We start from the raw sequence: 23697 nt of genomic DNA, 5'->3' as shown, positions 1-23697 counted from the left end.
CTCACCGCTGAAACGAAAGCCCATCCCGATCCGATCGGGATGGGCGGGCTGTCAGTCGATCTACTCGTCCCAGGCCTGCACGACCGTCTGTAGCGCGATGAGGCCGTTTTTCAGCTCGAGTGTCGCTGCGCAGAACACCTTCGTTCCGTCAGGGTAGGCACAGGCCTGGGTGAAGGCGAGATTGTCACCCTCGGCGATGGTGGTGTCGACCTTGTGGGTCATCGCCCGGCTGCAGATGTCGTCCCAGAAGGTGCTGATCGCCGCGCGGCCGCGGATTTCGCGCGGCTTGCTCGGCGGATTGTTGCGGTCGATCACCCGCACCAGCGCATCGTCGGCGTAGAAGCTCGACAACATCTTGCCGTCGCGGCCCTCGATCGCCTTCTTGATCGCGACACCATCCACTGCTTTTGTCCTGGTCAGCATTTTGATCTCCATGGTTCCATTACAGGTGTTCGATTTTCATCGGATGCTGCCCGACGCCGTTGCCGGACAGCCTGTCTTCACTGCGACTTCGCCTTGGCGGCCGCGAGCAGCTCGTCGGTCTGCTTCTTGAAGGTCGCGAAGTCGACCTGACTGCCGTTGAGCATCGTCGACCAGTGGCGGACGATCGCCGCCATCGCCACGGCTTCCTTGATCTCCTCGTCGCTCGCGCCATTGGCCTTGGCCGCCAGCGTGTGGAAGTAGATGCAGTACTGGCAGGGAATCTGCGCAGCCACCGCCAGCCCCATCAGTTCCTTGGTCTTGCCGTCGAGCGCGGTGTCGGGGTTGAGCTGAACCCCCTTGATCTCGGCCCAGGCGCCGGCTACCGCGACGTCCGGCAATGTCCTGAACATGTCGGGCACCGACCCCAGCGTGGCCTGGATGTCCTTGTAGGCCGCTGCTGCCGAAGCATCTTCGGCCTGCACCGGTGTGACGGTCAGCAATGCGCCCGCCGCCAATGCCAGCAATCCGGTCTTGCCAATCAGTCTCAGCATTTCATCCTCCATCCGCAGGGTCGTAACGGCGACGTCGCCTAGCCCGCATGGAGCAAATCGTAGTCCTCGAGGCGCTCCGATCGCTTCGCTCGAAAGCGCCATGGCTCCTATGGCCCGTCCGGGCCAGCATGCCTGGCCGAAAAGGCCGCTGCCGCCGCTCGCGACGGCAGGTCGAGCTTCAGCAATATGTTGGCAACGTGCCGCTTCACCGTATGCTCGCTGAGCTTCAGTTCGGCGGCGATTGCCGCATTGCTCTTCCCGTCGGCGATCAGGCTGACCACCTCGCTTTCCCGCGCCGTCAGTGCTGCCGGCTCCAGAGGCCTGGCCCTGGAGCGGCAGGCCGGTTCGAGATGCTGTTCCGAGGTCGCATGGACCACCGGCAACGGCTCGCCCAGCTCGTCGAGGCTGACATGGCCGGCGTCGACGAAACGGAGGCCGGAACCGACCGCAAGTTCGGCGACGAGCCGCGAAGCGATGATGTCGCCGCGCGCCGCATGTGTCGCGAGTTGCATGGTGACCCGTGCCGTCAGCCCGGTCGGCTGGCCGCGCAATTCGATCTCCCCGACATGGGCGCCTTGCGCGCTCGCCACCCCGATCTGCTGCGCCGCCTCGCGCAGCGCAGCCGCACAGCGTATGGCGCGCGCCGGCCCGTCGAAGCGCGCAATCATCAGCTCGCCATGCATGCCGGCTGTGCGCCCGCCATGGCGACCGACCAGCAGCCGCCACGTCTCGTGGAAGCGTTGGCTCCGTTCGCTCCACATGCGGTCGCCGAGCTTGGCGGTGTCGTAGATACGTGTTGCCAGCAATGCGGCGAGCACACGTTCGGTGTCGGCCACAGCCGGTTGGCCGGTCAGGAATTCTTCCATCAGGTCTGCCACCCGGTCGACGTCGCCGGTCCAGACCGGGTGATCGCGCCCGGGAATCTCGACGAGCCGGGCCCCCTGGATTTTCTTGGCGAGGAAGCGACTGGCCTCCGGGTCGACGCGCACGTCATTGCGGCGATGGATGAGCAGCGTCGGTGCGTTGATCGTCGACAGGATGCCGCGCACATCGGTTTCGGCATCCATGCGGGCAAGAACCGAGGCGGCGGTCGGGCTGGCAGACAGCCTCTCGAACCGTGCCCACCATTGGATGAAATGGTGGTCGTCCATCCGGCCTGGCGCGAAGCCGGGTAAGGTTGCGCCGGTGCCCCACGAGGTTTCCGTCGTCTCGATGAAGGTCCTCAGGCGCTCCGGCGGCATCACCCACCTGTGGAAATGCGCATAGCCGCCATAGAGGACCAGCGCCCTGGTTCGCTCCGGATAGGTGGCGGCGAACAGCATCGCCATCGGTGCGCCTTCCGATGCGCCGAGCAGTGCCGCACGGCCGCTGCCGGCAGCGTCCATCACGGCGCGCACGTCGTCCATGCGGCTTTCGAGGCTGGGCAGGTCGCGGCTGTCGACGCGGTCGGAAAGCCCGGTGCCGCGTTTGTCGAACAGGATCAGTCGCGAGAAGGCGGAAAGCCGTCTCAGCAGGCGGCTGTAGCCTTCGTCCTCCCAATGCAGGTCGAGATTGGAGATGAAGCCCGGCACGAAGACGAGATCGAACGAGCCCTGGCCGACCACCTGGTAGGCGATCCGCACATCCCCGCTACGCGCGTATCTGGTCTCGATCGACCTCACGCGACTGCCCCGCCCAACCAGACGATCCCACCGCCAGTCATCATAGCAGAAAATGCCAGCTGCGACTCAGACAAATTTTACAGACTGAAATAATCATGGAGTCTCTGGCGTCCCCAGGCCGCCGCCGCGGTGGACCACAAGCGCTGCGGGCGTGGCGGGACGGGCCAATGAAGGAGACGGGGCCGGCCCGTCTCACTCGCAGCGCAGGGTCACCGTTCCCTGGTAGTTGCCGGCAGCATAGATGCCGGAGCTTTTGGTCGCGATCAGGTCGATCTGAACACTGTGTGGGCCGTTCAGTATCTTGACCGGTGTGTTCTGCGGCTGGTCGGTTGCGCTGCCGTCGATGCGGAACACCGTATTGAAACTGACATTGGTGCCTCCACCAGAAGGCGCGCTCGAAAAACTGGCCGGCGGCACGACGGACAGAGCGAAGCAGTTGAGCAGCTGGACAAGGCTGCAGAGCAGACCGAGCGTGCCGGGCTGGATGGTGATCGAAGCCGCGGCATAGGCACCGCCGGCCAGCTTGGAACTGAGTACGGAAGCGTTGGCGTTGGTCACCATCGTTCCGGTCCGCGTCACCATGATCGTGCAGGTGCCATCCAGGGCAGCGGATGCGGGGGTGCCGGCCAGCGCAGATATCACGAACGCGGCCGTCAGGCGCAGTGCAGTGATACGCAAAGGTCTACATGCCATCATGGCACTCCGCCTGGCTATTTGCCGTCGCCGCGTGCGCTCCAACCCTCGGACACCCAGTTCTTGCTCTTGCGCTGTGCCTTGACCTGACGTTTCGCCGGAACGGCGGCAGTCGTGGAGGCAGGTTGCGCGGTGGATGCGGTGGTCATGCCCGCATCGGGACCGACCCCCATTTTCATCAGGTCGAGTTCTATCTGCAGGCGTTCGACCTCGAGATTGTAGAGCTTGGAGCAGTCCAGTCGTTTCGGCCTGCTGCCCAGCGGGATCACCACGCGGCCATAGGCAGCCATGTCCTGCGTGCTGACGGCGGCGCTGTTTCTGATGACGCCCATGTCGAGATACGCGCCTGAGCCGGAAATCGACGAGCTGCAGGTCGTACCGTCTGCCGCGCGCACCTCATCCTGTCCCTGTGGGAGAGACACCCCGGGCAGATCGAAACCGTTCTGGTTCTGCACGAGCTTGTAGACATCTTCGGCATCGGCCTGCCGCGCGCCGGCTCCAGTCAACACGAGTGTGGTCAGGAGCGCCTTTGTCCAAGAAACTTTCCGCATATCTGTGCCCTTATCTGGGTTTGATCATTTGGAAACGGGATGCTTTCCGTACAGATTCGAACCTTGCGCTCGCTGCTGCCGTTGAATGGAACGACGACGAGAACCGGACGCGAGGCATCGCCTCCGAGCATGAATTCGGAAGGGCTGACGCGCGCATCCTTGACCGGGTAAAAATCCTGGTCGTAGACGCGGACCGAGATCTTGATGCGCTGCTTGTAGGGGTTGGCCGGGTAGACCCGCACGGCGAAGGCATTGGAAAAGCTCATGATTTCGCCGCGCATCGGCGACATCGACTGGGCCGAAACCGCAGCCGGAAGAACGCACAACAGGGCCAAGGGCCCGTACAGGCGCTTGCTGATCATCGTTGTCCCTTTCGAACTGGACTCGAGCAATTCCAGGAGCGTTTCGCGAAAAACCGGAACACTCTAGGGTTCGCAGCGAACCGTAACCGTCGCCTGGTAGTTGCCTGCCACGAATGTATCCGAGCCCGTCTTGGCACCGGCCAGATTGACGGTCACCACGGATGTCCCGGGTCCCGTCAATGCATGAGAAGCGCCGCCTTCGGGGAAGTTATGCGCACCTGAAACCGCGTAGGTTGGTGTCCATGCAATGGTGCCGCTGTCCGCGGCCGGTGTGGTGACGCCGGTTACGGCGGAATCCACGCTGACCGTCACACCGCCTGTGGTTGCAAGATTTGCCGTGCCGGCCGTGCCGCCGCTGTTGTGTGAACTGAGAGATTGCAGATTCGGGCTGACGGTCATCGTGCCGTTGGAGCCGACCGTCAGGACGCAGACAGAAGCCACTGTTCCGTTGAAGATCACGCCTTGCGTTGCGGCGAACGTAACAGAAGAAGATGCCGCAAGCCCAAGAAACGCAAGTCCAGGTAAAATACCTTTCATGCGGAGAGCCCTCTCCTTACTGAATAAGGAAACGCTTAAACACAAGTATTCTTAAGTCAAGAAGTTATTGTTCATGTGCGTAGCGCTGTACGCTGTACGCCATATTTATTCAGCAAAATTCGAAGGTGTGGTTCGATTCAATTATTGCGTCTTTGAATGTATCTATAATACTTTTCTCTCTAAATTTGAGATGGAAAAATAGAGATCAGGAATCCGCAATCATTGGGTGTGCGTTGCTACTTGGTGAGATTCTATGACAGGTGGCCAAAATTTGGACGGATGGATTGTTTTCTGACGACCATGCATGCCAATGGAGCCGGCGACTCGCAAAGGACTCCGGGTTTTTTGTGGTGACTGACAAGGCAAAGACGGCTCGAAGGCGAGCGGTTCGCAGTCAGAATCAGGCTGCCGGCCGTTCTTCCGGAGCCGGACGGCGAATCAGTGGCGCTGCGGCAAGGACCAGTTCGTCGTAACCCTTTCCGCCAGCGTCGATCATCTCGAGCATCTGGCGGCGCATGCGTGGCTCCCAGAACTTGTTGATGTGCTCGGCCACGCCGGCAATGCCTTCCTCGCGCGGCTTGGAGTGGAAGAAGGTCGCGATCTGGTTGGCCATGCGCACCAGCTTTTCGCGGGTGGAGGCGACATGATCCTCGTCATGCGACATGTTGGGAAACTCCGCTCAAGACCCGCTCCGGGCGCGTGAAGATGTCGAACTCGTCGCCGCGCACCAGCGCCACCAGCGTCATGCCGGCTGCCTCGGCGGTGCGGATGGCAAGCGCTGTCGGTGCCGAGACGGCGATGATGAAAGGCGCGCCGATCGCCGCCGTCTTCTGCACCATCTCGACCGAGACGCGTGAGGTGACGACAACCGCGCCGGCAGTCCCGTCGATGCCGGCCTTCGCCAGCGCACCGGCCAGCTTGTCCAGCGCATTGTGGCGGCCGACGTCTTCGCGCGCCGCCACCACGCCCTTGCCGGGCAGATAGAAACCGGCCGCATGCACCGCCCCGGTCTCGGCATGCAGCGGCTGTTGTTTCGACAGCGCCTTGACCGCGCCGGTGATGTCGTCGGCGCTCAGCATGAGTTTGGAGGCGTCGACCGCATCGACCGAGCGCATCGCTTCCTCGATCGATTCGATCCCGCACAGCCCGCAGCCGACCGGACCTGCCAGCCGTCGGCGGCGCGCTTCGAAACGGGTGTTGGCCCTGTCCTTCAGCCGGATCTGGATGTCGATGCCGGCCTCGACGTCCTGCACGTCAAAGGATTCGATTTCATCCGGCGAGCTGATGATGCCTTCCGTCAGCGAGAAACCGAGCGCGAAATCCTCGAAGTCGGCAGGCGAGGCCATCATCACCGCATGGGTGGTGCCGGCATAGGAGAGCGCCACCGGCGTTTCCTCCGGCACCATGCGCGCAGCCGCCTTGGTTCCGCTCGCGCGGCGCGCGATCCGGGTGGTCGAGCTGGTGGCAGGGCGCATCATGATAATGACTCTCGTTCCCTCAGCAGGGCTTCACAATCACTCCGCCGCTTCGAGATGACCCTTGATGCGCCGACTCTGGCGAGCCTGCTCATTGTAGTCCTTCTGCCATTCGGTCGGACCGTTGGACGGCGCCACCTGCACCGCGGTGACCTTGTATTCCGGGCAATTGGTCGCCCAGTCCGAATAGTCGGTGGTGATGACGTTCGCCTGCGTGTCCGGGTGGTGGAAGGTGGTGTAGACGACGCCCGGCGAGACGCGGTCGGTGATCAGCGCGCGCAGCGTCGTCTCGCCGGCGCGGCTTGCCAGCCGGATCCAGTCGCCATCGCGGATGCCACGGTTCTCGGCATCGTGCGGATGAATCTCCAGCCGGTCCTCCGAATGCCACATGACGTTGTCGGTGCGCCGGGTCTGGGCGCCGACATTGTATTGCGAGAGGATGCGGCCGGTGGTGAGCAGCAGCGGGAAACGTGGGCCGGTCCTTTCGTCCGTCGCCACATATTCGGTGCGGATGAACTTGCCCTTGCCGCGCACGAAGCCGTCGATGTGCATGATCGGCGTGCCTTCCGGCGCCTTCTCGTTGCAGGGCCACTGCACCGAACCCATCTTCTCCAGGTAGTCGTAAGACACCATGGCAAAGCTCGGCGTGGTCTTGGCGATCTCATCCATGATCTCGGACGGATGCGCGTAATTCCAGTCGAGTCCCAGCGCCTTGGCGAGGTTCTGCGTCACTTCCCAGTCGGCATAGCCGTTCTTCGGCGCCATCACCTTGCGCACGCGGTTGATGCGGCGCTCGGCGTTGGTGAAGGTGCCGTCCTTCTCGAGGAAGGTCGAACCGGGCAGGAAGACATGCGCGTAGTTGGCGGTCTCGTTGAGGAAGAGGTCCTGGACCACCACGCATTCCATGGCGGCGAGGCCGGCCGAAACGTGCTTGGTGTCCGGGTCGGACTGCAGGATGTCCTCACCCTGGATGTAGATGCCCTTGAACGAGCCGTCGACGGCCGCATCCAGCATGTTGGGGATGCGCAGGCCGGGTTCGTCGTCCAGCTTCACACCCCACAGGCTTTCATAGATGTCGCGCACCGCGTCGCCGGAGATATGGCGATAGCCCGGCAGTTCGTGCGGGAAGGAACCCATGTCGCATGAGCCCTGCACATTGTTCTGGCCGCGCAGCGGGTTCACGCCGACGCCGCGCCGACCGATGTTGCCGGTGGCCATGGCGAGGTTGGCGATGCCGATCACCGTGGTCGAGCCCTGGCTGTGTTCGGTGACGCCGAGGCCGTAATAGATCGCGCCGTTGCCGCCGGTCGCATAGAGGCGTGCCGCGCCGCGGATCAATTCCGGATCGACGCCCGACAATTTGCCGACCGTTTCCGGGCTGTTCTCGGGCAGCATCACGAAGGACGCCCAGTCCTGGAACTCGTCCCAGTCGCAGCGTTCACGGATGAAGGCTTCGTCGAACAGGCCTTCGGTGACGATGACATGGGCGAGCGCCGTGACAACGGCAACGTTGGTGCCGGGTTTCAGCGGCAGGTGATAGGTAGCCTTGGCGTGGACCGAATCGACGGTCTCGGTCTTGCGCGGGTCGAGCACGATCAGCTTGGCGCCCTGGCGGATGCGCTTCTTCATGCGCGAGGCGAACACCGGATGCGCGGCCGACGGATTGGCGCCGATGACCATGATGACGTCGGAGTCCTCGACGGAATCGAAGTCCTGCGTGCCGGCCGAGGTGCCGTAGGTCTGGCCGAGGCCGTAGCCGGTCGGCGAATGGCAGACGCGGGCGCAGGTGTCGACATTGTTGTTGCGGAAGCCCTGGCGGACCAGCTTCTGCACGAGATAGGTCTCTTCGTTGGTGCAGCGCGACGAGGTGATGCCGCCGATGGCGCTGCGTCCATACTGGTACTGGATGCGGCGGAATTCGTTGGCGGTGTGGGTCAGTGCCTCTTCCCACGACACTTCGCGCCATGGATCGGTGATCTTCTCGCGGATCATCGGGTTGAGGATGCGGTCCTTGTGGGTGGAATAGCCGTAAGCGAAGCGGCCCTTGACGCAGGAGTGGCCGCGATTGGCCTTGCCGTCCTTGAACGGCATCATGCGTACCAGCTCGTCGCCGCGCATCTCGGCCTTGAACTGACAGCCGACGCCGCAATAGGCACAGGTCGTCACAACCGAATGCTCGGGCTGGCCGATCTTGATCACCGACTTTTCCGACAGCGTCGCGGTCGGGCAGGCCTGCACGCAGGCGCCGCAGGACACGCATTCGGAATCGATGAAGTGCTCGTGCATGCCGGGCGAAACGCGGCTGTCGAAGCCGCGGCCCTCGATGGTCAGCGCGAACGTGCCCTGCACCTCCTCACAGGCGCGCACGCAGCGCGAGCAGACGATGCACTTCGATGGATCATAGGTGAAATACGGGTTGGACTCGTCCTTCGCCATCCAGCGGAAGTTCGCTTCGCCGTCGTTCTTCTTGAAGACGTGGTTGTCGCCTTCATAACCGTAGCGCACGTCGCGCAGGCCGACCACGCCGGCCTGGGTCTGCAGCTCGCAATTGCCGTTGGCGGCACAGGTCAGGCAGTCCAGCGGATGGTCGGAGATGTAGAGTTCCATCACGCCGCGGCGGATGTCCTTCAGCCGTCCGGTCTGGGTGTGCACCACCATGCCCGGCGCTACCGGCGTGGTGCAGGAGGAAGGCGTGCCGTTGCGGCCTTCGATTTCGACCAGGCAGAGGCGGCAGGAGCCGAATGCGTCGACCATGTCGGTGGCGCAGAGCTTCGGGATGGCAATGCCGGCATCCATCGAAGCCCGCATGATGGAGGTGCCTTCCGGCACGGTGACGGTGAAGCCGTCAACGGTCAGCGTGACCTGCTTCTCCGATTTCGAAGCCGGTGTGCCGTAGTCGATTTCGTGGATGAGACCCATGGCCAGGCTCCTATTCAGCAGCTTCGGCGACGGGCGCCGGCTTGAAGTCTTCACCAAAATGCTTGATCGCGCTCATCACCGGGTAGGGCGTGAAGCCGCCCAGCGCGCACAGCGATCCGAACTTCATCGTGTTGCAGAGGTCGGTGACCAGCTCGAGGTTCTTCTCTGGCTCGATACCGGCCGCTATTCTGTCGATGGTCTCGACGCCGCGCGTCGAGCCGATGCGGCAGGGCGTGCACTTGCCGCAGCTTTCTATGGCGCAGAATTCCATGGCGAAACGCGCCTGTTTCAGCATGTCGGCGGTGTCGTCGAAGACGGTGATGCCGGCATGGCCGATCAGGCCGTCGCGCTTGGCGAATTCCTCATAGTCGAACGGCGTGTCGAACAGCTCGCGCGGGAAATACGCGCCCAGCGGTCCGCCCACCTGCACGGCCTTCACCGGCCGTCCCGAATGGGTGCCGCCGCCGATCCCGTCGACGATCTCGCCCAAAGTCAGGCCGAAGGCGGTTTCGAACAGGCCGCCATATTTGACGTTGCCGGCGATCTGGATCGGAATCGTGCCGCGCGAGCGGCCCATGCCGAAGTCCTTGTAGAAGGCCGCACCCTTGTCCATGATGATCGGCACGGAGGCGAGCGAGATCACGTTGTTGATCACCGTCGGCTTGCCGAACAGGCCCTGGATCGCCGGCAGCGGCGGCTTGGCGCGCACCACGCCGCGCTTGCCTTCCAGCGAGTTCAGCAGCGAGGTTTCCTCGCCGCAGACATAGGCGCCGGCGCCCACGCGGATCTCGATGTCGAAGGCATTCGGCGAGCCGAGCACGGTGGCGCCCAGCACGCCGGCCTTGCGGGCGACCTCGACGGCCTTGTTCATCGTCGCCACCGCATGCGGATATTCCGAACGGATGTAGACGAAACCCTTGGTGGCGCCCGTCGCGATGCCGGCGATCGTCATGCCTTCGATCAGCACGAACGGGTCGCCTTCCATGATCATGCGGTCGGCGAAGGTGGCGCTGTCGCCTTCGTCGGCATTGCAGACGATGTATTTGCGGTCGGCCGCCGTATCGAGCACCGTCTTCCATTTGATGCCGGTCGGGAAGCCGGCGCCGCCGCGTCCGCGCAGGCCGGATTCGGTGACTCGGCTGACGATATCGGCGGGCACCATGGCCACAGCCTTGCGCAGCCCGTCGAGGCCGCCATGCGCCTCGTAGTCTTCCAGCGATATCGGATCGGTGATGCCGCAGCGGGCAAAGGTCAACCGCGTCTGCCCGGCGAAGAACGGGATGTCTTCGGGGTCGCCGAGCGACAGCCCGTGCTGGCCTCCGGTGAGGAAATCCGCGTCGAACAGGCCCTTCACGTCGGCGGCCTTCACTGGCCCATAGGCGCGGCGGCCTTCCGCAGTCTCGACTTCGACCATCGGCTCAAGAAAATAGGCGCCGCGCGAACCGTTGCGGACGATCCTGGCGGTGATGCCGCGATCCGCCAGTTCCCTGGCCATCGCCTTGGCAACTTTTTCAGCGCCGAGCGCCAGCGCGCCCGAGTCGCCCGGAATGTAGATGGTCGTGCTCATCGCCGTACCTCCGCGACGATCTCGTCAATCGCCTCGTCGTCGAGCCTGCCGATCACTTCGCCATCCAGCATCGCCGACGGCGCGCAGGCGCACAGCCCGAGGCAATAGACCGGTTCCAGTGTAACAGAATTGTCCTTGGTCGTCTCGTGGAAGCCGATGCCGAGCGCCTGTTTGACCTTGGCGGCGATGGCGTCCGAACCCATGGACTGGCAGGCTTCGGCCTGGCAGAGCTTCAACACATGGCGCCCTGCCGGATGCTTGCGGTAGTCGTGGTAGAAGGTGGCGACGCCATGAACTTCGGCGCGGGAGAGGTTGAGCGCCTCGGCGATCACCGGCAGCGCTTCCTGCGGCACGTAGCCGAACTCCTCCTGGACGCCATGCAGGATCGGCAGGAGCGGCCCTTCGAGGCCCTTCATTTCGCTGATCAGCGCAGCGGTCCGTGCCGCTATCTCGGTACTTGCAGGCTGCATCGTCATGCAGCGCCCTCCCTGACACTACGCCCTTTGGGCGCCTTTGCCCTATTAAACGCGATGCAAACCCTTGGAATCAATAAAGCTGTTTCGTCGCATGATAAAAATTTTCTATCGATCAGGGTGCGGTCGAACCTTAGCGGCGGCCTCACGGCGCAGATCGCCTGCCAGCGCCGTCGCCTCGTCCAGCAGCGCCTGCACAAGGGGAGTCTGGGGATCGCGTGGCGCCGTCACCAGACCGACGGCATGGCGGGCGTCCGGGTCGACGATCGGAATCGCTCGGATCGGCTCGGAAAAACCGAATGTTTCCGCGAGGTTGAGTGGCATGATCGACGACCATTTGCCGGTGCGGATATGCGAGAACAGCACGATCATGGAGTTGCTCTCCAGCGTCGGGCGCACCTGCACACCGGCATCCGCCAGATGCTGGTCGATGATGCGGCGGTTCTGCATGTCGGGCGTCAGCAGGCAGAGCGGCAGGCTCGAGACCTCTTCCCAGGTCACCTTTTCGCGATCGGAATATTCGGTGCCGGCTGCCGTGATCAGCTGATAACGTTCGTCATAGAGCGGCACGCTCGTCACCCGGCCGAGCGGCTCGTTGTCGAGATAGGTGATGCCGGCATCGATATCGAGGTTGCCGAGCAGCGACAGCACCTCGATCGAGGTGCGCGACAGCACCGAGAAGGTGACGCCGGGATGTTTCTCGCGGAACGGCGTGGTCAGCCGCGCCACCATGGCAAGCGCGGTGGGGATGGCGGCGATGCGGATGCGGCCGGAAAGGCCGTGCTTGGCCGCGCGCATCTCTTCCTTCATCGAGCGCGTGTCGCTGACGATGCGCCGCGCCCAGGTCAGCACCTGTCCGCCTTCAGGCGTCAGGCCCTGGAAGCGCGAGCCGCGCTTCACCAGCATGACGCCAAGCTGATCTTCCAGCTGCTTGATGCCGGCCGACAAGGTTGGCTGCGTCACGCCGCACATTTCGGCCGCGCGGCCGAAATGCTCCTCGCGCGCCAGGGCAATGAAAAATTCCAGCTTGTCGATCATGCGGTCTGTTCAATCTGAACCATCATTGAAACTCTTGCTTAATGATCGTGGACGACACCATCTTTCAAGGCAAGCGGGGGCTGCCAAGTGATAAGGTTGCCGGCATGTGCCGTGCGGGCGACTTTGGATGAACGGGAGCCCGAGAATGGATGCAGTGCAGGCCGATCTGGACATGCGCGAGGCGGCACGCCTTGCAGCGCTCGACCGATATGATTTCCTCGACACGCCGCGCGAAGCTTCATTTGATCGCATCGTGCGCCTGATCCGGACGATCCTGGATATTCCGGTCGCCATCGTCTCGGTCATCGACGCCCACAGGCAATGGTACAAGGCCTGCGAAGGGCTCGGCGGCTCGGAGGCGGGCCGGCGCAACACCTTCTGTCGCTACACGATCCTGCAGGACGAGCCCTTGGTCGTGCCCGATGCCCGGCTCGATCCCCGTTTCGCCGAAAATCCCTATGTCGTGGGCGATCCCCATGTCTGCAGCTACGCCGGCGTACCGCTGCGCACCAGCGATGGCCACAACATCGGCAGCGTCTGCGCCATCGGATTCGAGCCACGTGACTTCAGTGAAAAAGAGCTTGGCATCCTGGCCGATTTCGCTGCCATGGCGATGAACGAGATCGAGTTGCGCCAGCGTGTTTCCACCGACATGCTGACGGGCATCCTGTCGCGCCGCGCCTTCATGGAGGTCGCCAGGCGCGATGTCGCGCTTGCGCAGCGCCAGTATGGCAATGTCGCCTTGATTGCCTTTGACATCGATCATTTCAAATCGATCAACGACACGCTCGGTCATGGTGCCGGCGACACCATGTTGCAGAGCGTGGCCGAGCATTGCGCCAACACGCTGCGCGAAACCGATATCTTCGGCCGTATCGGCGGCGAGGAGTTCGCACTGCTGGCCCATGCCGGCCGCAATGGCGCGTTCGAAACCGCCGAGCGCCTGCGCACGACCATCGAACGGATGCGTGTCCAGCACGGCGACATCACGCTTCAGGCCACGGCAAGCTTCGGCATCGCCATGCTCGACCCGAGCGCGCCGAACCTCGAGGCGCTCATCGAGCGGGCAGACGCTGCCATGTACCAGTCCAAGCAGGCCGGGCGGAACCGCTGCACGCTGTGGCATTCCGCGGATTCGCATGCCTCGCGCCGGCGTGTCCTGAAGGCCGGGTCGATCATCTTCAACAACCGGTCCTCAACCATCGACTGCACCGTGCGCGGCATCGGCGAGGACGGCGCCACATTGGATGTCTTCAGCGCGGTCGGTATCCCCAACCGTTTCCAGCTTGCCATCGCATCCGACAGGTTCGAGGCACAGTGCCGGATCCTGTCGCAACAGGAAAAACGGCTGGAAGTCGCCTTCGTCTAGAGCAATTCCAAGTGTGCCACGGCTTTCCGTTCGAAAAAGCGTTCCCGTGAAAAGCGGAAGCGCTTTAAGCCGCAGGCCTATCCGCAAGACCGTTTCTTCGGACCTGGGCGTCAGTAGTAGAAGCGCTCCTCGACGATCTTGCCGTCCTTGACGGAGTAAACGCCGACCTCGTCCATCCTGACACGCTCGCCCGTTGACTTTGGCGTCACGTCCATCGTGAAACGGAGGGCGAACTGGTCGCCGTTGACATAGGGGCCTTCGACGGAACCGCTGTGGACCTCATGGTTTTCCGTCCACCAGTCGCTTTTCTGTTGAACGGCCTCCTTGCCCTCGCAGACGGCCATCGGGCCTTCCATTGCTTCGTAACTGACAATGTTGTCGGCGTTGTATTTCTCGGCAGCTCCCTTGTGATCGTTTTGCTTCAGCAGATGCGCGAAGTCGTTGGCAAGCTCGGCAATGGTCATGATCGGCTCCTGGAGATTTGAAATCTGCGGCCTTCCGAGCCTGGATAATGCATCTCGCCTCGCTTGATGTCGACGCGTGAGCCGGATGTCAGCTGACAGATATCGCCAACGCGCCGCCTGTTTTCTGCCGGGTTGGAACCAAACGGGACTGCAGGCGTCAGCCGGCTGCATGCCGGCTGGCGCGACTGGATCATTTACTGGTCTATGAGGTTCAGGATGTTGCCGTCCGGATCCTTGAACCAGGCGACCTTCATGCCGTGGCCGACATGGATATCGCCGTCCAGCGTTGTGCCCGGCATGTCGTAATGCTCGAACGGGACGCCTTTCGATCTCAGGTCCCTGACGATGCCGTCGATTTCCGCGCCGACAGCCCATGTCACCGCGGTCGCCTTGTTGGTGCCCGCGAATTCGGAGCGATAGATGACGAGCACCGTCTCTCCGCTCTTCAGCACGACGACGTCGTCGTCCATGTGCGAGACTTCTTCCAGCCCCAGTATGTCCTGGTAGAAGGCGCGTGCTGCCTTGACGTCGCGGACCGCGATGTTGGCGGCTGCATTGGTGTTGGAAAGCATCTGCAATCTCCCTTGCTGCGGTTGGTTCGCCGAAGGCTGCGCCAGGTAAGACGCCGGTGGCGAACAGATTGTGTGCTTTCCCAGGACGGATGAACTGGCCCTATCCCGACAGGACAGACGGATTTATCTGTTGGCCTCGAGCGCTTCCGCTTTTCGTGGAAACGTTCCAGTTCTCTACTTTGCGCAATTCCGGACGCAAAACCGCTGCGCGGTTTGGCTGGAATTGCCGGAGTGCGGGAAGTGCACTATTTCAGGCCCAGGCAACAGACAGAAGAAGCAGCAGCATGTCCGTAACCAAGGAAGCCGTCATCGATCGTTTGAAGACGATCAGCGGGCCGGATTTCTCCGGCAACATCGTCGATCTCGGCATGGTGTCGGAGATATTCATTGCCGACGCCAAGGTATTCTTCTCCATCACGGTTCCGGCTGCCCGCGCCCAGGAGATGGAGCCGTTGCGCGCCGCCGCCGAGCGCGTGGTGAAAGCCATTCCGGGTATCGCCGGCGCCGTCGTGGCGCTTACCGCCGAGAAAAAGAGCGGCGGCATGGAAGCGCCGGTGCCGCAGCGGCCGGCCGCGCCCCGTCCTGCTACCCCGCCTCCTGCGGCAGCGCCTGCACCGCGGCAGGCACCGCCGTCGCAGAGTTCCGGCAAGCGCGGCGTTCCCGGCATCGAGGCGATCATCGCTGTCGCTTCCGGCAAGGGTGGCGTCGGCAAATCCACCACCGCCGTCAACATCGCGCTCGGTCTCGCCGCCAACGGCCTGAAGGTCGGCGTTCTCGATGCCGACATCTACGGTCCTTCCATGCCGAAGCTGCTCGGCATCCATGGCAAGCCCGAGACGGTCGATGGTAAGGTGTTGAAGCCGAAGGAAAATTACGGCCTCAAGGTGATGTCGATGGGTTTCCTCGTCGATGAGGAAACGCCGATGATCTGGCGTGGGCCGATGGTGATGTCGGCGCTCACCCAGATGCTGCGCGAGGTTGAATGGGGTCCGCTCGACGTGCTGGTGGTCGACATGCCGCCCGGCACCGGCGATGCCCAGCTGACCATGGCCCAGCAGGTGCCGCTGGCCGGCGCGGTGATCGTCTCCACCCCGCAGGATCTTGCCCTGATCGATGCGCGCAAGGGTTTGAACATGTTCAGGAAGGTCGACGTGCCGCTGCTCGGCATCGTCGAGAACATGAGCTATTTCATCGCCCCCGATACCGGCAAGCGCTACGACATCTTCGGCCATGGCGGCGCGCAGAAGGAAGCCGAGCGCCTGGGCGTGCCTTTCCTCGGCGCGGTGCCGCTGGAAATGGGCATTCGCGAAAGTTCGGATGCCGGCTCGCCGGTTGTGGCTGCCAAGCCGGACGGCGCGGAAGCGAAGATCTACAAGGATATCGCCGCCAGGACCTGGGCGCAGCTGCAGGCCGGCAAGAGCGCTGCCGAAGCAGGACCCAGCATCGTCTTCGAATAGGCCGGCCGGGACTATTGTCGGCGCGAGCTGGCAGCGCAGGAGATGGCCTTCTCGTCATCTTCGCGGCCGGCGGAGTCGACCTCGTAAGGCCCGCTGCCCAAGACCTTCTTCGCCCAGCTGCGCAGCGCCGGCACGCTTGCCTTGGACGTCAGCCGCACCAGCCTGCCGTTCGGCTGGCCTGGGCCGCGATAGTAGAATTTCGGGAACATCTCCACCATCAGCGCATCGTCATCCGCGGTTGCGCAGATGCGCGTGAAGACAATGCCTTCGATCTTGAGGGCCGGTTTCATGAACCAGCAGGTTTCGCCGTCGTTACGGTCGCCGTCATTTTCGCCGATCCGGCCGGTCTTTTCGAGATGAAGCAGGGCTACGGTCGGGTCGGGGTCGTTGGAGCAGGAAAGCTGGCGGATGAGATTTTTGCCGAGCGCGTCGTCCGCGGCTCCAGCCGGCAGGCCGGATACCAGCAATCCTAGAAGGGCAGCAACTGCGATCCTGGCCACGGGTCGACCTCCGACTCTCCACGGGGAGCCGGAGAACTGGCTATCGGCAGCGCCGGTGTCAAGCCGTTGCGGCGAGGCCTCAGCCGGCCGCACTCACCTTCTTGCCGAAAGTCGAGAAGAACTCGCCAGCGAGCTTCTTCGAGGTCGAGGTGATCAGGCGGCTGCCCAACTGGGCGATCTTGCCGCCGACATCGGCCTTGGCGGCGTATTTCAACAGGGTCGCGCCATCGCCGTCGGCGGTCAGCGTCACATCCGCACCGCCCTTGGCGAAACCGGCGATGCCGCCCTTGCCTTCACCCTGGATGGTGTAGGAATGCGGCGGGTTGAGGTTCTTCAGTGTCACCTCGCCATTGAAGGTGGCCTTGATCGGCCCGATTTTCAGCACCACCGTGGCGGCCATGTCGGTGGGCGTCTTCATTTCCAGGCTCTGGCAGCCGGGAATGCTTCCCTTCAGCACCGCCGGGTCGTTGAGCGCAGCCCACACCTTGTCCACCGGGGCTGCGATGCGTTCTTCGCCTTCGATCACCAGAGCCATGCAATCCTCCCGCTGGCGCGGCCTGAGACGGCCTTCGTTTCCTGTTGGAGCATGGTCTTTTCCAGAACCGGCATCCACTTTTTGGGATCATGCTCTAGTCAAAGCCGTAACGCAGTGCATCAATGCTGTCCATCGCACCAAAGTCCGGGGCATGGCCTTGCCCGAACGCGCGCGATGACATATCCAATTGTCGGACAAATGCGGAGACAGCCATGGCAGGCGTGCCTAGCGATAAGAAGCGGTTCCGGTCGCAGGAATGGTTCGACAATCCCGACAATCCGGGCATGACCGCGCTCTATCTGGAGCGCTACCTGAACTATGGCCTCACCCGCGCCGAACTGCAGTCGGGCAAGCCGCTGATCGGCATCGCCCAGACCGGCTCCGATCTTTCGCCCTGCAACCGACATCACCTCGAGCTTGCCAAGCGCGTGCGCGAAGGCATCGTCGCCGCCGGTGGCATTCCTTTCGAATTCCCCTGCCATCCGATCCAGGAAACGGGCAAGCGCCCGACCGCCTCGCTCGATCGCAATCTCGCCTATCTGTCGCTGGTGGAAGTGCTCTACGGCTATCCGCTCGACGGTGTCGTGCTCACCATCGGCTGTGACAAGACCACGCCGGCCATGCTGATGGCGGCGGCCACCGTCAACATCCCGGCGATCGCGCTGTCGGTCGGGCCGATGCTGAACGGCTGGCACAAGGGCAAGCGCACAGGTTCCGGCACCATTGTCTGGGAATCGCGCCAGCGCCTGTCGGCAGGCGAAATCGACTATGACGAGTTCATGGAGATCGTGGCTTCGTCCGCGCCCTCGGTCGGTTATTGCAACACCATGGGCACGGCCACGACCATGAACAGCCTTGCCGAGGCACTCGGCATGCAGCTGCCAGGCTCGGCTGCCATTCCGGCTCCCTATCGCGAGCGCGGCCAGGTCGCTTACGACACCGGCAAGCGCATCGTCGACATGGTCTATGAGGACCTGAAGCCCTCCGACATCATGACGCGCGAAGCTTTCGAGAATGCCATCGTCGTCAACTCGGCGATCGGCGGTTCCACCAACGCTCCGATCCATCTGAACGCCATTGCCCGCCACCTCGGCGTCAGGCTCGACAATGACGACTGGCAGGCGATCGGCCACAAGATACCGCTTCTGGTCAACCTGCAGCCGGCCGGCGAATATCTGGGCGAGGATTATCATCATGCCGGCGGCGTGCCTGCGGTGATCGCCGAACTGATGAAGGCAGGCCTGCTGCCGCATCCGGGCGCCATCACGGCCAACGGCAGGACCATGGGCGAGAATTGCGGCAAGGCCGAAAACCACGACCCGAAGGTGATCCTGACCGTGGTCGATCCGCTGAGGAAGGAAGCCGGCTTTATCAACCTCAAGGGCAATCTGTTCGACAGCGCCATCATGAAGACCAGCGTGATCTCCAAGGAATTCCGCGACCGCTACCTGTCGAACCCGGACGACCCCGAGGCCTTCGAAGGCAAGGTCGCTGTGTTCGACGGACCGGAGGATTATCACGCCCGCATCGATGATCCTGCCGAAGGCATCGACGAACATACCATCCTGTTCATGCGCGGCGCCGGCCCGGTCGGCTATCCGGGCGGCGCGGAAGTGGTGAACATGCAGCCGCCGGCCTACCTCATCAAGAAGGGCATCCACTCGCTGCCTTGCATCGGCGATGGCCGCCAGTCCGGCACGTCGGGCACACCTTCGATCCTGAACGCCTCGCCCGAGGCCGCTGTCGGCGGTGGGCTTGCGCTGTTGCGCAAGGGCGATCGCGTGCGCATCGATCTCAAGCGAGGCACCGCCAACATGCTGGTTCCGGAAGACGAGCTCGCTCGTCGCCGTGCTGCGCTTGGTGGCAATGGCGGCTATCACTACCCGAAGCACCAGACGCCATGGCAGGAAATCCAGCGCTCCATGGTCGACCAGTTCTCGGAAGGCATGGTGCTGAAGCCGGCCGTCAAATACCAGGATGTCGCCCACACCCAGGGCGTGCCGCGCGACAACCACTAGCTTGCGGTCTCGCTATTCGGCCGGGACTGTCTGAACGGTCCCGCCGGGTCTCGGTCACAGCGCGGCTAGAGCATTTTGTAGCCAAGTGAAATCACTTGGAAACGCTCTAGTGGCGCTTGAAGTACTGCACTTCGCGCTCGTGTTTCTCGGCCGCTTCCCTGGATTTGAACGTGCCGAGGTTCCTGCGCTTGTGGGTTCCGGGATCGACCTTGCGCGAATAGAGGCGATACTCGCCTGATTTCAGCTTGCGGATCATGATTGCCTCCTGTCCAGCCATAACCGCCGCAGGTGGCAGGGGTTCCGATTGTTTGCCTATCCGTGCGGCATCCCCTCGAATTTCGGCAACGAGGGATCGAGGGTGTCCCAGGCGTGGCCCCGGGCGGCGTAGGTGACCACTTGCGGCTTGAACTGGCCGGGGTCGTCCAGACTGGCCGCCGAGACGGCGATGAAGTCCGGCATGGCGACGGTCGACAGATAGACCGGTGCGCCGCAGGTCGGGCAGAAGGCGTAGATCTTTTCGTTGCCGCTGTCGCTCGCCACGCGCCAGCTGTGCGTCTCTCCCGTCATCGCCATGTCGGTCCGGTTGGCAAAGGTCAGATAGGATGCGTGCCCCGTGCCGCTCTGTTTCTGGCAGTCGCGGCACTGGCAGTGATTTTCGAAGATGGGTTCGCTTGTGGTCTCATAGCGGATCGCGCCGCAGGCGCAGCCGCCGCGATAGATCTTGGTCATCGGGAATCTCTCGTTGGATGAAAGGTCAGGCCGCTTTCGGCTTGCCGAAGATGTCGAGGCCGCGGCCGGTTTCGAGGAAGGATTTCAGGCTGGAAAGAACGGCTGGCCAGCCCTTCGTCATGGTCTTCGCCATATCGCTTCCGGCTTCGAGTTCATCATGGGTGACGGTGAGCCGAACCATGTTCTCACAGTCCTCGATGGCGAAGGTCACCCGGCTATGGCTTGCCGGATCGGCAGCCTGGCCGGGAGCCGCCCAGGTGATGACGAGGCGGGTCGGTGGCGTGGCCTCGACGACCTTGCCGACGACCTTGACGGTACGCTCGCCGCCGGCGCGAACATGTTCCCACGACGATCCGGGCTTCCAGTCGGAGACATTCTCGTGGCCCCAGTAGCGCCGCGTGATCTCGGGTCTGGCGATGGCCTCGAACACCTTTTCCGGTGTCGAGAGAATGTATGTCACATAGACAAAACTGGTCGTCTCTCTGGCCATGGTCACTCTCCCTCGAGTTCCTGTTTCAGGTCGTGCAGCAGCTCGAGCCGCTGACGTTCGAATTTGCGCACCCACCGCTCGTAGACTTCATGCAGCGGCACGGGGTTGATGAAATGCAGCTTCTCCCGGCCACGCTTGATCGTGCTGACCAGGTTGGCCTCTTCGAGGATGCCGAGGTGCTGCGTGGCCGACTGTCGGGCCATGTCGAGGTTCTCGCAAAGCTGGCCGAGCGTCTGCCCGTTCTTCTCGTAAAGAAGGTCGAGCAGTCTCCTGCGTGTCGGGTCACCCAGCGCCTTGAAAACCTTGTCAGCGTCCATCAGTCTCACTCGATGTGTCATGATATATGCAGGCGAATACCTGCATGTCAATATCATGCAGGCAAATACCTGCTCTTTGTCGTGCCGGCTTGTCCTGAACGATCGCAGCGACGATTTTTTGTTCCGGCATGTCGAGAAACGCCGCGCCCGATCGTCTTTACGTTGAATGACGAAGGAGAGGCCGATGCATTTCACCGACGACGAATTGCTGAATTTCGATGCGCATGGTGCGGCACCGCTTCCAGCATCGACAACGGAAGGGTTCGTGGAAAACGACGGCGCGCGCATCTGGCATGCCGTCTATGGTTCCGGTCCGGCCGTCATCCTGCTGCATGGCGGGCTGGGCAATGCCGGCAACTGGGGACATCAGGTTCCGGCCTTCGTCCAGGCCGGCAGAACGGTGGTGGTCATCGACAGTCGTGGCCATGGTCGCAGCACGCGCGACGCCGGGCCATTCAGCTACGAACGGATGGCGGGCGACGTGCTGGCCGTGATGGATCACCTCGGCCTGGAGAAAGCGGCGCTTGTCGGCTGGAGCGACGGCGCCTGCACGGCATTGATCCTCGCCGACAAAAATCCGAAGCGGGTTGCAGGAGTGTTTTTCTTCGCCTGCAACATGGATCCCGGCGGCACGCTCGACTTCAAGCCGACGCCGCTGATCGATCGCTGTTTCAGCCGCCATGGCAAGGACTATGCTGCGCTGTCGGCAACGCCCGACGATTTCGCGACATTCGTGGCCGATGTCGGACGCATGATGGCGACCGAGCCGAACTACACCACCAGCCAGCTCAGGGGCATCAGGGTGCCGGTTGCCGTCGTCATCGGCGAGCATGACGAATTCATCCGGCAGGACCATGCCGACTACCTGGCGCTCAGCATTCCCGGCGCCGAACTTGTCGTTCTCGCCGGCGTCGGCCATTTCGCACCGCTGCAGCGTCCGGTTCAGTTCAACCGGGAGGTGCGGCGGTTCCTCGACAGGGTCAGGTAGGCTGCGGCCTCTCAGACGCGCCGCTTGTTCAGCTCGACGAGGTTCGCCTCGATGATGAGACTGCGCAGATTGCTGGCCACCACCCGGTTCCGGCCCTGGCGCTTGGCCTGGTAGAGGGCCGCGTCGGCGGCCTCGAACAGCGAGCCGTCGTCGTCGGCAAAGGCGGGACGGACCGTCGCGCAACCCACGCTCACCGACACGATGCCATATTCGCTGGCGTCATGGCGGATATTGAGGTCGCGCACCGACGCGCAGATATCCTCGCCGACCTTCAACGCTCCGCCGGCATCGGTTCCCGGCAACAGCACCACAAACTCCTCGCCGCCATAGCGTGCGCAGAAGTCGTCCGGCCGCTTCAACACCTTGCGGATGGCGGCCCCGACCTCGCGCAGGCACTTGTCGCCCTTCGCATGGCCATAGACGTCGTTGTAGGCCTTGAAGAAATCGATATCGATGACATGGAGCGTGAGAAAGTCGCTGTGCCGCGCGGCCAGACGCCACTTCAGTCGGCTTTGCTCGTTGAGCTGGCGGCGGTTGGGCAATCCGGTCAGAACGTCGACGGTTGCCATCTTTTCCAGTTGCTGCTCGCGCAGCACGCGGGCCGTCACGTCACGCGTCGAGCCGACGACGTAGCGCGGTCCGTCCTTGGCGGTGGCGCTCGACAGGCGTGCGCGGTTTTCGAACCACAGCTCATTTCCGCCGGCATCGAAAGCCCGGAACAGATAGTCGACATCCTCTTCGCCGTCGCGCACCCGTTGCAGCGCGGCGTCTATGGTGCCGAGATCTTCCGGATGTATGTGGTCGCGCCAGTCGAAATCGTCGAGTGCGCCTTCGGCAAAACCCAGCACCCGTGCAGCGACCGGCGAGATGAAGACGATGCGTCCCTCGAGATCACAGACGAAGGCCATGTCGCCGGATTGGCGGGCGACCATTTCATAGATGTCGCGGTCGGCCTTTGCCATGCGCTGCAGCTGTTCGCGCTCGTGCAGCAGCGCCGCGATCATGACGACGACGATGAAGGTGAGCACCAGGAACACGCGGCAAAGCAGCAGTGCATGATGGACATCGGCTGCGCCCTGGCTGCCTGCCGCCACATGCATGTTGTCGATGGCGTAGAACGGGCCTTGTCCCGCCCCGGTCAGCAACACCGCGATCGGCACCAGCAGCGCCATGGCGACGGAGAGCCCGATGAAACCGACACGGAACAGGATGATGATCAGCGGCGGCAGGATCAGGAACAGTGGCAGCACCGATTCCTGCGTGAAGATCAGTGCGGCGAACACGCCGAACCCGGCGATCAGGGCAATTGCTTCCGGCAGTTTGCCGCTGCGGTAGAGATCGCGCCATTGCTTCGGGCGTGCGCGCAGCACTGGCGGCGTCAGCACCAGATAGGCCAGCGCGACGTTGGAATAGACGTTGAACCAGTATTCCGCCGAGCTGTATCCCGCCGGTGGAATGCGCACGGCGGCAAATATGGTGGCGCAGAACAGCGGCAGTGCCACCACCGTGACGAAACCGGCCGTTGTCCATGCCTTGAGCTGGTCGGAACGGCCCTCTACCCAGTCGCGGTCGCGCGCCAGGATGGCCGCGCCCGCCGTGGCGGCGAGGATCGACGTCGTGGTGCTGACCAGCGCAAACGGGCTGGTCAGTTCCGCGGCCGAGCCGATCGCCAGCGCCCGGACGGCCAGCAGCATCGGAAACGCCGTGATCAGGTAGGCTGGCCACTGCCGGCGCGGCGTCAGAAGCAGGATCGCCAGCAGCAGGGCATAGGTGAGTTGCAGCGCAACCATGCCCTCGATGCGGAACAGCGAATTCGACAGGTAGCTGGCGAGGCCCAGCAAGGCGATCCAGAACAGGAACCGTGCCATGGTTCCCGTTTTCTGACCGGAGCCAAGTATTTGTATTTGCTGCATTAGCTGTGTTTGACCGAATGCACCCCCTGCTCATCTTCTATGTAGCCCGCCGTCTTTAAGAATGGGATGCCGGACGAGGCTGGATTTTAATCAAA

At 63.0% G+C, this 23697-nt stretch carries 26 protein-coding genes; 4 read left to right on the top strand and 22 right to left on the bottom strand.

Going from position 1 to position 23697, the window contains the following annotated elements; all coding sequences use genetic code 11:
- Positions 1-60 precede the first annotated feature (60 nt).
- The 13 genes from C1M53_RS09360 to C1M53_RS09300 all read right to left on the bottom strand — a co-directional run bounded on the left by C1M53_RS09360 (position 61) and on the right by C1M53_RS09300 (position 12250).
- The gene (locus tag C1M53_RS09360; protein ID WP_129412000.1) at positions 61-423 is read right to left on the bottom strand and encodes a nuclear transport factor 2 family protein; all 363 of its coding nucleotides are present in this window, start codon (positions 421-423) and stop codon (positions 61-63) included.
- A 77-nt stretch (positions 424-500) separates the two neighbouring features.
- Positions 501-974, bottom strand: coding sequence for a carboxymuconolactone decarboxylase family protein (locus C1M53_RS09355; RefSeq protein ID WP_129411999.1), 474 nt, complete (start codon positions 972-974; stop codon positions 501-503).
- Positions 975-1081: 107 nt separating this feature from the next.
- Positions 1082-2635 (bottom strand): alpha/beta fold hydrolase, encoded by a 1554-nt coding sequence (locus C1M53_RS09350; protein ID WP_129411998.1) that lies wholly within the window; start codon positions 2633-2635, stop codon positions 1082-1084.
- A gap of 192 nt (positions 2636-2827) precedes the next feature.
- Positions 2828-3331 carry a hypothetical protein gene (locus tag C1M53_RS09345; RefSeq protein ID WP_348630034.1) on the bottom strand — a complete coding sequence of 168 codons (504 nt, stop codon included), beginning with the start codon at positions 3329-3331 and terminating at the stop codon, positions 2828-2830.
- Between the two features lie 14 nt (positions 3332-3345).
- Positions 3346-3879, bottom strand: a complete 534-nt coding sequence (locus tag C1M53_RS09340) for a hypothetical protein (RefSeq protein ID WP_129411997.1) — start codon at positions 3877-3879, stop codon at positions 3346-3348.
- Entirely contained in the window at positions 3846-4241 is a 396-nt protein-coding gene (locus tag C1M53_RS09335) for a hypothetical protein (RefSeq protein WP_129411996.1), read from the bottom strand. The genes C1M53_RS09340 and C1M53_RS09335 overlap by 34 nt, the downstream gene beginning before the upstream one ends.
- Positions 4242-4304: 63 nt before the next feature.
- Positions 4305-4778, bottom strand: a complete 474-nt coding sequence (locus tag C1M53_RS09330; protein ID WP_129411995.1) for a hypothetical protein — start codon at positions 4776-4778, stop codon at positions 4305-4307.
- A 400-nt stretch (positions 4779-5178) separates the two neighbouring features.
- Positions 5179-5442, bottom strand: coding sequence for a formate dehydrogenase subunit delta (locus tag C1M53_RS09325; protein WP_129411994.1), 264 nt, complete (start codon positions 5440-5442; stop codon positions 5179-5181).
- Positions 5432-6262, bottom strand: a complete 831-nt coding sequence (fdhD, locus tag C1M53_RS09320; protein ID WP_129411993.1) for a formate dehydrogenase accessory sulfurtransferase FdhD — start codon at positions 6260-6262, stop codon at positions 5432-5434. The genes C1M53_RS09325 and fdhD overlap by 11 nt, the downstream gene beginning before the upstream one ends.
- A gap of 30 nt (positions 6263-6292) precedes the next feature.
- Entirely contained in the window at positions 6293-9172 is a 2880-nt protein-coding gene (gene fdhF / locus C1M53_RS09315; RefSeq protein ID WP_129411992.1) for a formate dehydrogenase subunit alpha, read from the bottom strand.
- Positions 9173-9182: 10 nt separating this feature from the next.
- Positions 9183-10739 carry an NADH-quinone oxidoreductase subunit NuoF gene (locus C1M53_RS09310; protein WP_129411991.1) on the bottom strand — a complete coding sequence of 519 codons (1557 nt, stop codon included), beginning with the start codon at positions 10737-10739 and terminating at the stop codon, positions 9183-9185.
- Positions 10736-11215 carry a formate dehydrogenase subunit gamma gene (locus C1M53_RS09305; protein WP_129411990.1) on the bottom strand — a complete coding sequence of 160 codons (480 nt, stop codon included), beginning with the start codon at positions 11213-11215 and terminating at the stop codon, positions 10736-10738. Before C1M53_RS09305 ends, C1M53_RS09310 begins: the two co-directional genes overlap by 4 nt.
- A 105-nt stretch (positions 11216-11320) precedes the next feature.
- A complete protein-coding gene (locus C1M53_RS09300) occupies positions 11321-12250 on the bottom strand; it encodes a LysR family transcriptional regulator (protein ID WP_129411989.1) in 930 nt (309 codons plus the stop codon).
- Positions 12251-12395: 145 nt separating this feature from the next.
- Here C1M53_RS09300 and C1M53_RS09295 point away from each other — a divergent pair, with 145 nt between their 5' ends.
- Complete coding sequence (locus C1M53_RS09295) at positions 12396-13619, top strand: sensor domain-containing diguanylate cyclase (protein ID WP_245488501.1); 1224 nt, start codon at positions 12396-12398, stop codon at positions 13617-13619.
- 110 nt (positions 13620-13729) lie between these two features.
- On the opposite strand, the gene C1M53_RS09290 is transcribed toward C1M53_RS09295, so the two are convergent.
- Together C1M53_RS09290 and C1M53_RS09285 are read right to left on the bottom strand one after the other, a co-directional pair.
- Positions 13730-14083: a nuclear transport factor 2 family protein gene (locus C1M53_RS09290; protein WP_129411987.1), complete on the bottom strand. Its 354-nt coding sequence runs from the start codon at positions 14081-14083 to the stop codon at positions 13730-13732.
- A gap of 194 nt (positions 14084-14277) precedes the next feature.
- The gene (locus C1M53_RS09285; protein WP_129411986.1) at positions 14278-14655 is read right to left on the bottom strand and encodes a VOC family protein; all 378 of its coding nucleotides are present in this window, start codon (positions 14653-14655) and stop codon (positions 14278-14280) included.
- 284 nt (positions 14656-14939) lie between these two features.
- Here C1M53_RS09285 and C1M53_RS09280 point away from each other — a divergent pair, with 284 nt between their 5' ends.
- Positions 14940-16112: an Mrp/NBP35 family ATP-binding protein gene (locus C1M53_RS09280; protein ID WP_129411985.1), complete on the top strand. Its 1173-nt coding sequence runs from the start codon at positions 14940-14942 to the stop codon at positions 16110-16112.
- A gap of 11 nt (positions 16113-16123) precedes the next feature.
- Here C1M53_RS09280 and C1M53_RS09275 read toward each other — a convergent pair whose 3' ends face one another.
- Both C1M53_RS09275 and C1M53_RS09270 read right to left on the bottom strand, forming a co-directional pair.
- Complete coding sequence (locus C1M53_RS09275; RefSeq protein ID WP_129411984.1) at positions 16124-16612, bottom strand: hypothetical protein; 489 nt, start codon at positions 16610-16612, stop codon at positions 16124-16126.
- A 79-nt stretch (positions 16613-16691) separates the two neighbouring features.
- Complete coding sequence (locus tag C1M53_RS09270; RefSeq protein WP_129411983.1) at positions 16692-17147, bottom strand: carbon monoxide dehydrogenase subunit G; 456 nt, start codon at positions 17145-17147, stop codon at positions 16692-16694.
- 212 nt (positions 17148-17359) lie between these two features.
- Here C1M53_RS09270 and C1M53_RS09265 point away from each other — a divergent pair, with 212 nt between their 5' ends.
- A complete protein-coding gene (locus C1M53_RS09265; RefSeq protein ID WP_129411982.1) occupies positions 17360-19165 on the top strand; it encodes an IlvD/Edd family dehydratase in 1806 nt (601 codons plus the stop codon).
- 106 nt (positions 19166-19271) lie between these two features.
- Here C1M53_RS09265 and C1M53_RS09260 read toward each other — a convergent pair whose 3' ends face one another.
- From C1M53_RS09260 to C1M53_RS09245, 4 genes are read right to left on the bottom strand one after another with little or no spacing between them, the layout of a single operon-like run.
- Positions 19272-19421 carry a hypothetical protein gene (locus tag C1M53_RS09260; protein ID WP_129411981.1) on the bottom strand — a complete coding sequence of 50 codons (150 nt, stop codon included), beginning with the start codon at positions 19419-19421 and terminating at the stop codon, positions 19272-19274.
- 56 nt (positions 19422-19477) lie between these two features.
- The gene (locus tag C1M53_RS09255; RefSeq protein WP_129411980.1) at positions 19478-19894 is read right to left on the bottom strand and encodes a GFA family protein; all 417 of its coding nucleotides are present in this window, start codon (positions 19892-19894) and stop codon (positions 19478-19480) included.
- 25 nt (positions 19895-19919) lie between these two features.
- On the bottom strand, positions 19920-20384 hold the full coding sequence (locus C1M53_RS09250) for an SRPBCC family protein (protein ID WP_129411979.1): 465 nt from the start codon (positions 20382-20384) through the stop codon (positions 19920-19922).
- Positions 20385-20386: 2 nt separating this feature from the next.
- Positions 20387-20701, bottom strand: coding sequence for a helix-turn-helix domain-containing protein (locus C1M53_RS09245; RefSeq protein WP_129411978.1), 315 nt, complete (start codon positions 20699-20701; stop codon positions 20387-20389).
- A gap of 184 nt (positions 20702-20885) precedes the next feature.
- Here C1M53_RS09245 and C1M53_RS09240 point away from each other — a divergent pair, with 184 nt between their 5' ends.
- Positions 20886-21689 (top strand): alpha/beta hydrolase, encoded by an 804-nt coding sequence (locus tag C1M53_RS09240; protein WP_129411977.1) that lies wholly within the window; start codon positions 20886-20888, stop codon positions 21687-21689.
- An 11-nt stretch (positions 21690-21700) separates the two neighbouring features.
- On the opposite strand, the gene C1M53_RS09235 is transcribed toward C1M53_RS09240, so the two are convergent.
- The gene (locus C1M53_RS09235) at positions 21701-23557 is read right to left on the bottom strand and encodes a sensor domain-containing diguanylate cyclase (protein ID WP_165358108.1); all 1857 of its coding nucleotides are present in this window, start codon (positions 23555-23557) and stop codon (positions 21701-21703) included.
- Between the last annotated feature and the right edge of the window lie 140 nt (positions 23558-23697).

The sequence above is a fragment of the Mesorhizobium sp. Pch-S genome (genome assembly GCF_004136315.1).
Taxonomy (GTDB): domain Bacteria; phylum Pseudomonadota; class Alphaproteobacteria; order Rhizobiales; family Rhizobiaceae; genus Mesorhizobium.
The sequence above is the reverse complement of the archived record's forward strand: the minus strand, read 5'-3'. Positions and strand labels throughout refer to the sequence as shown.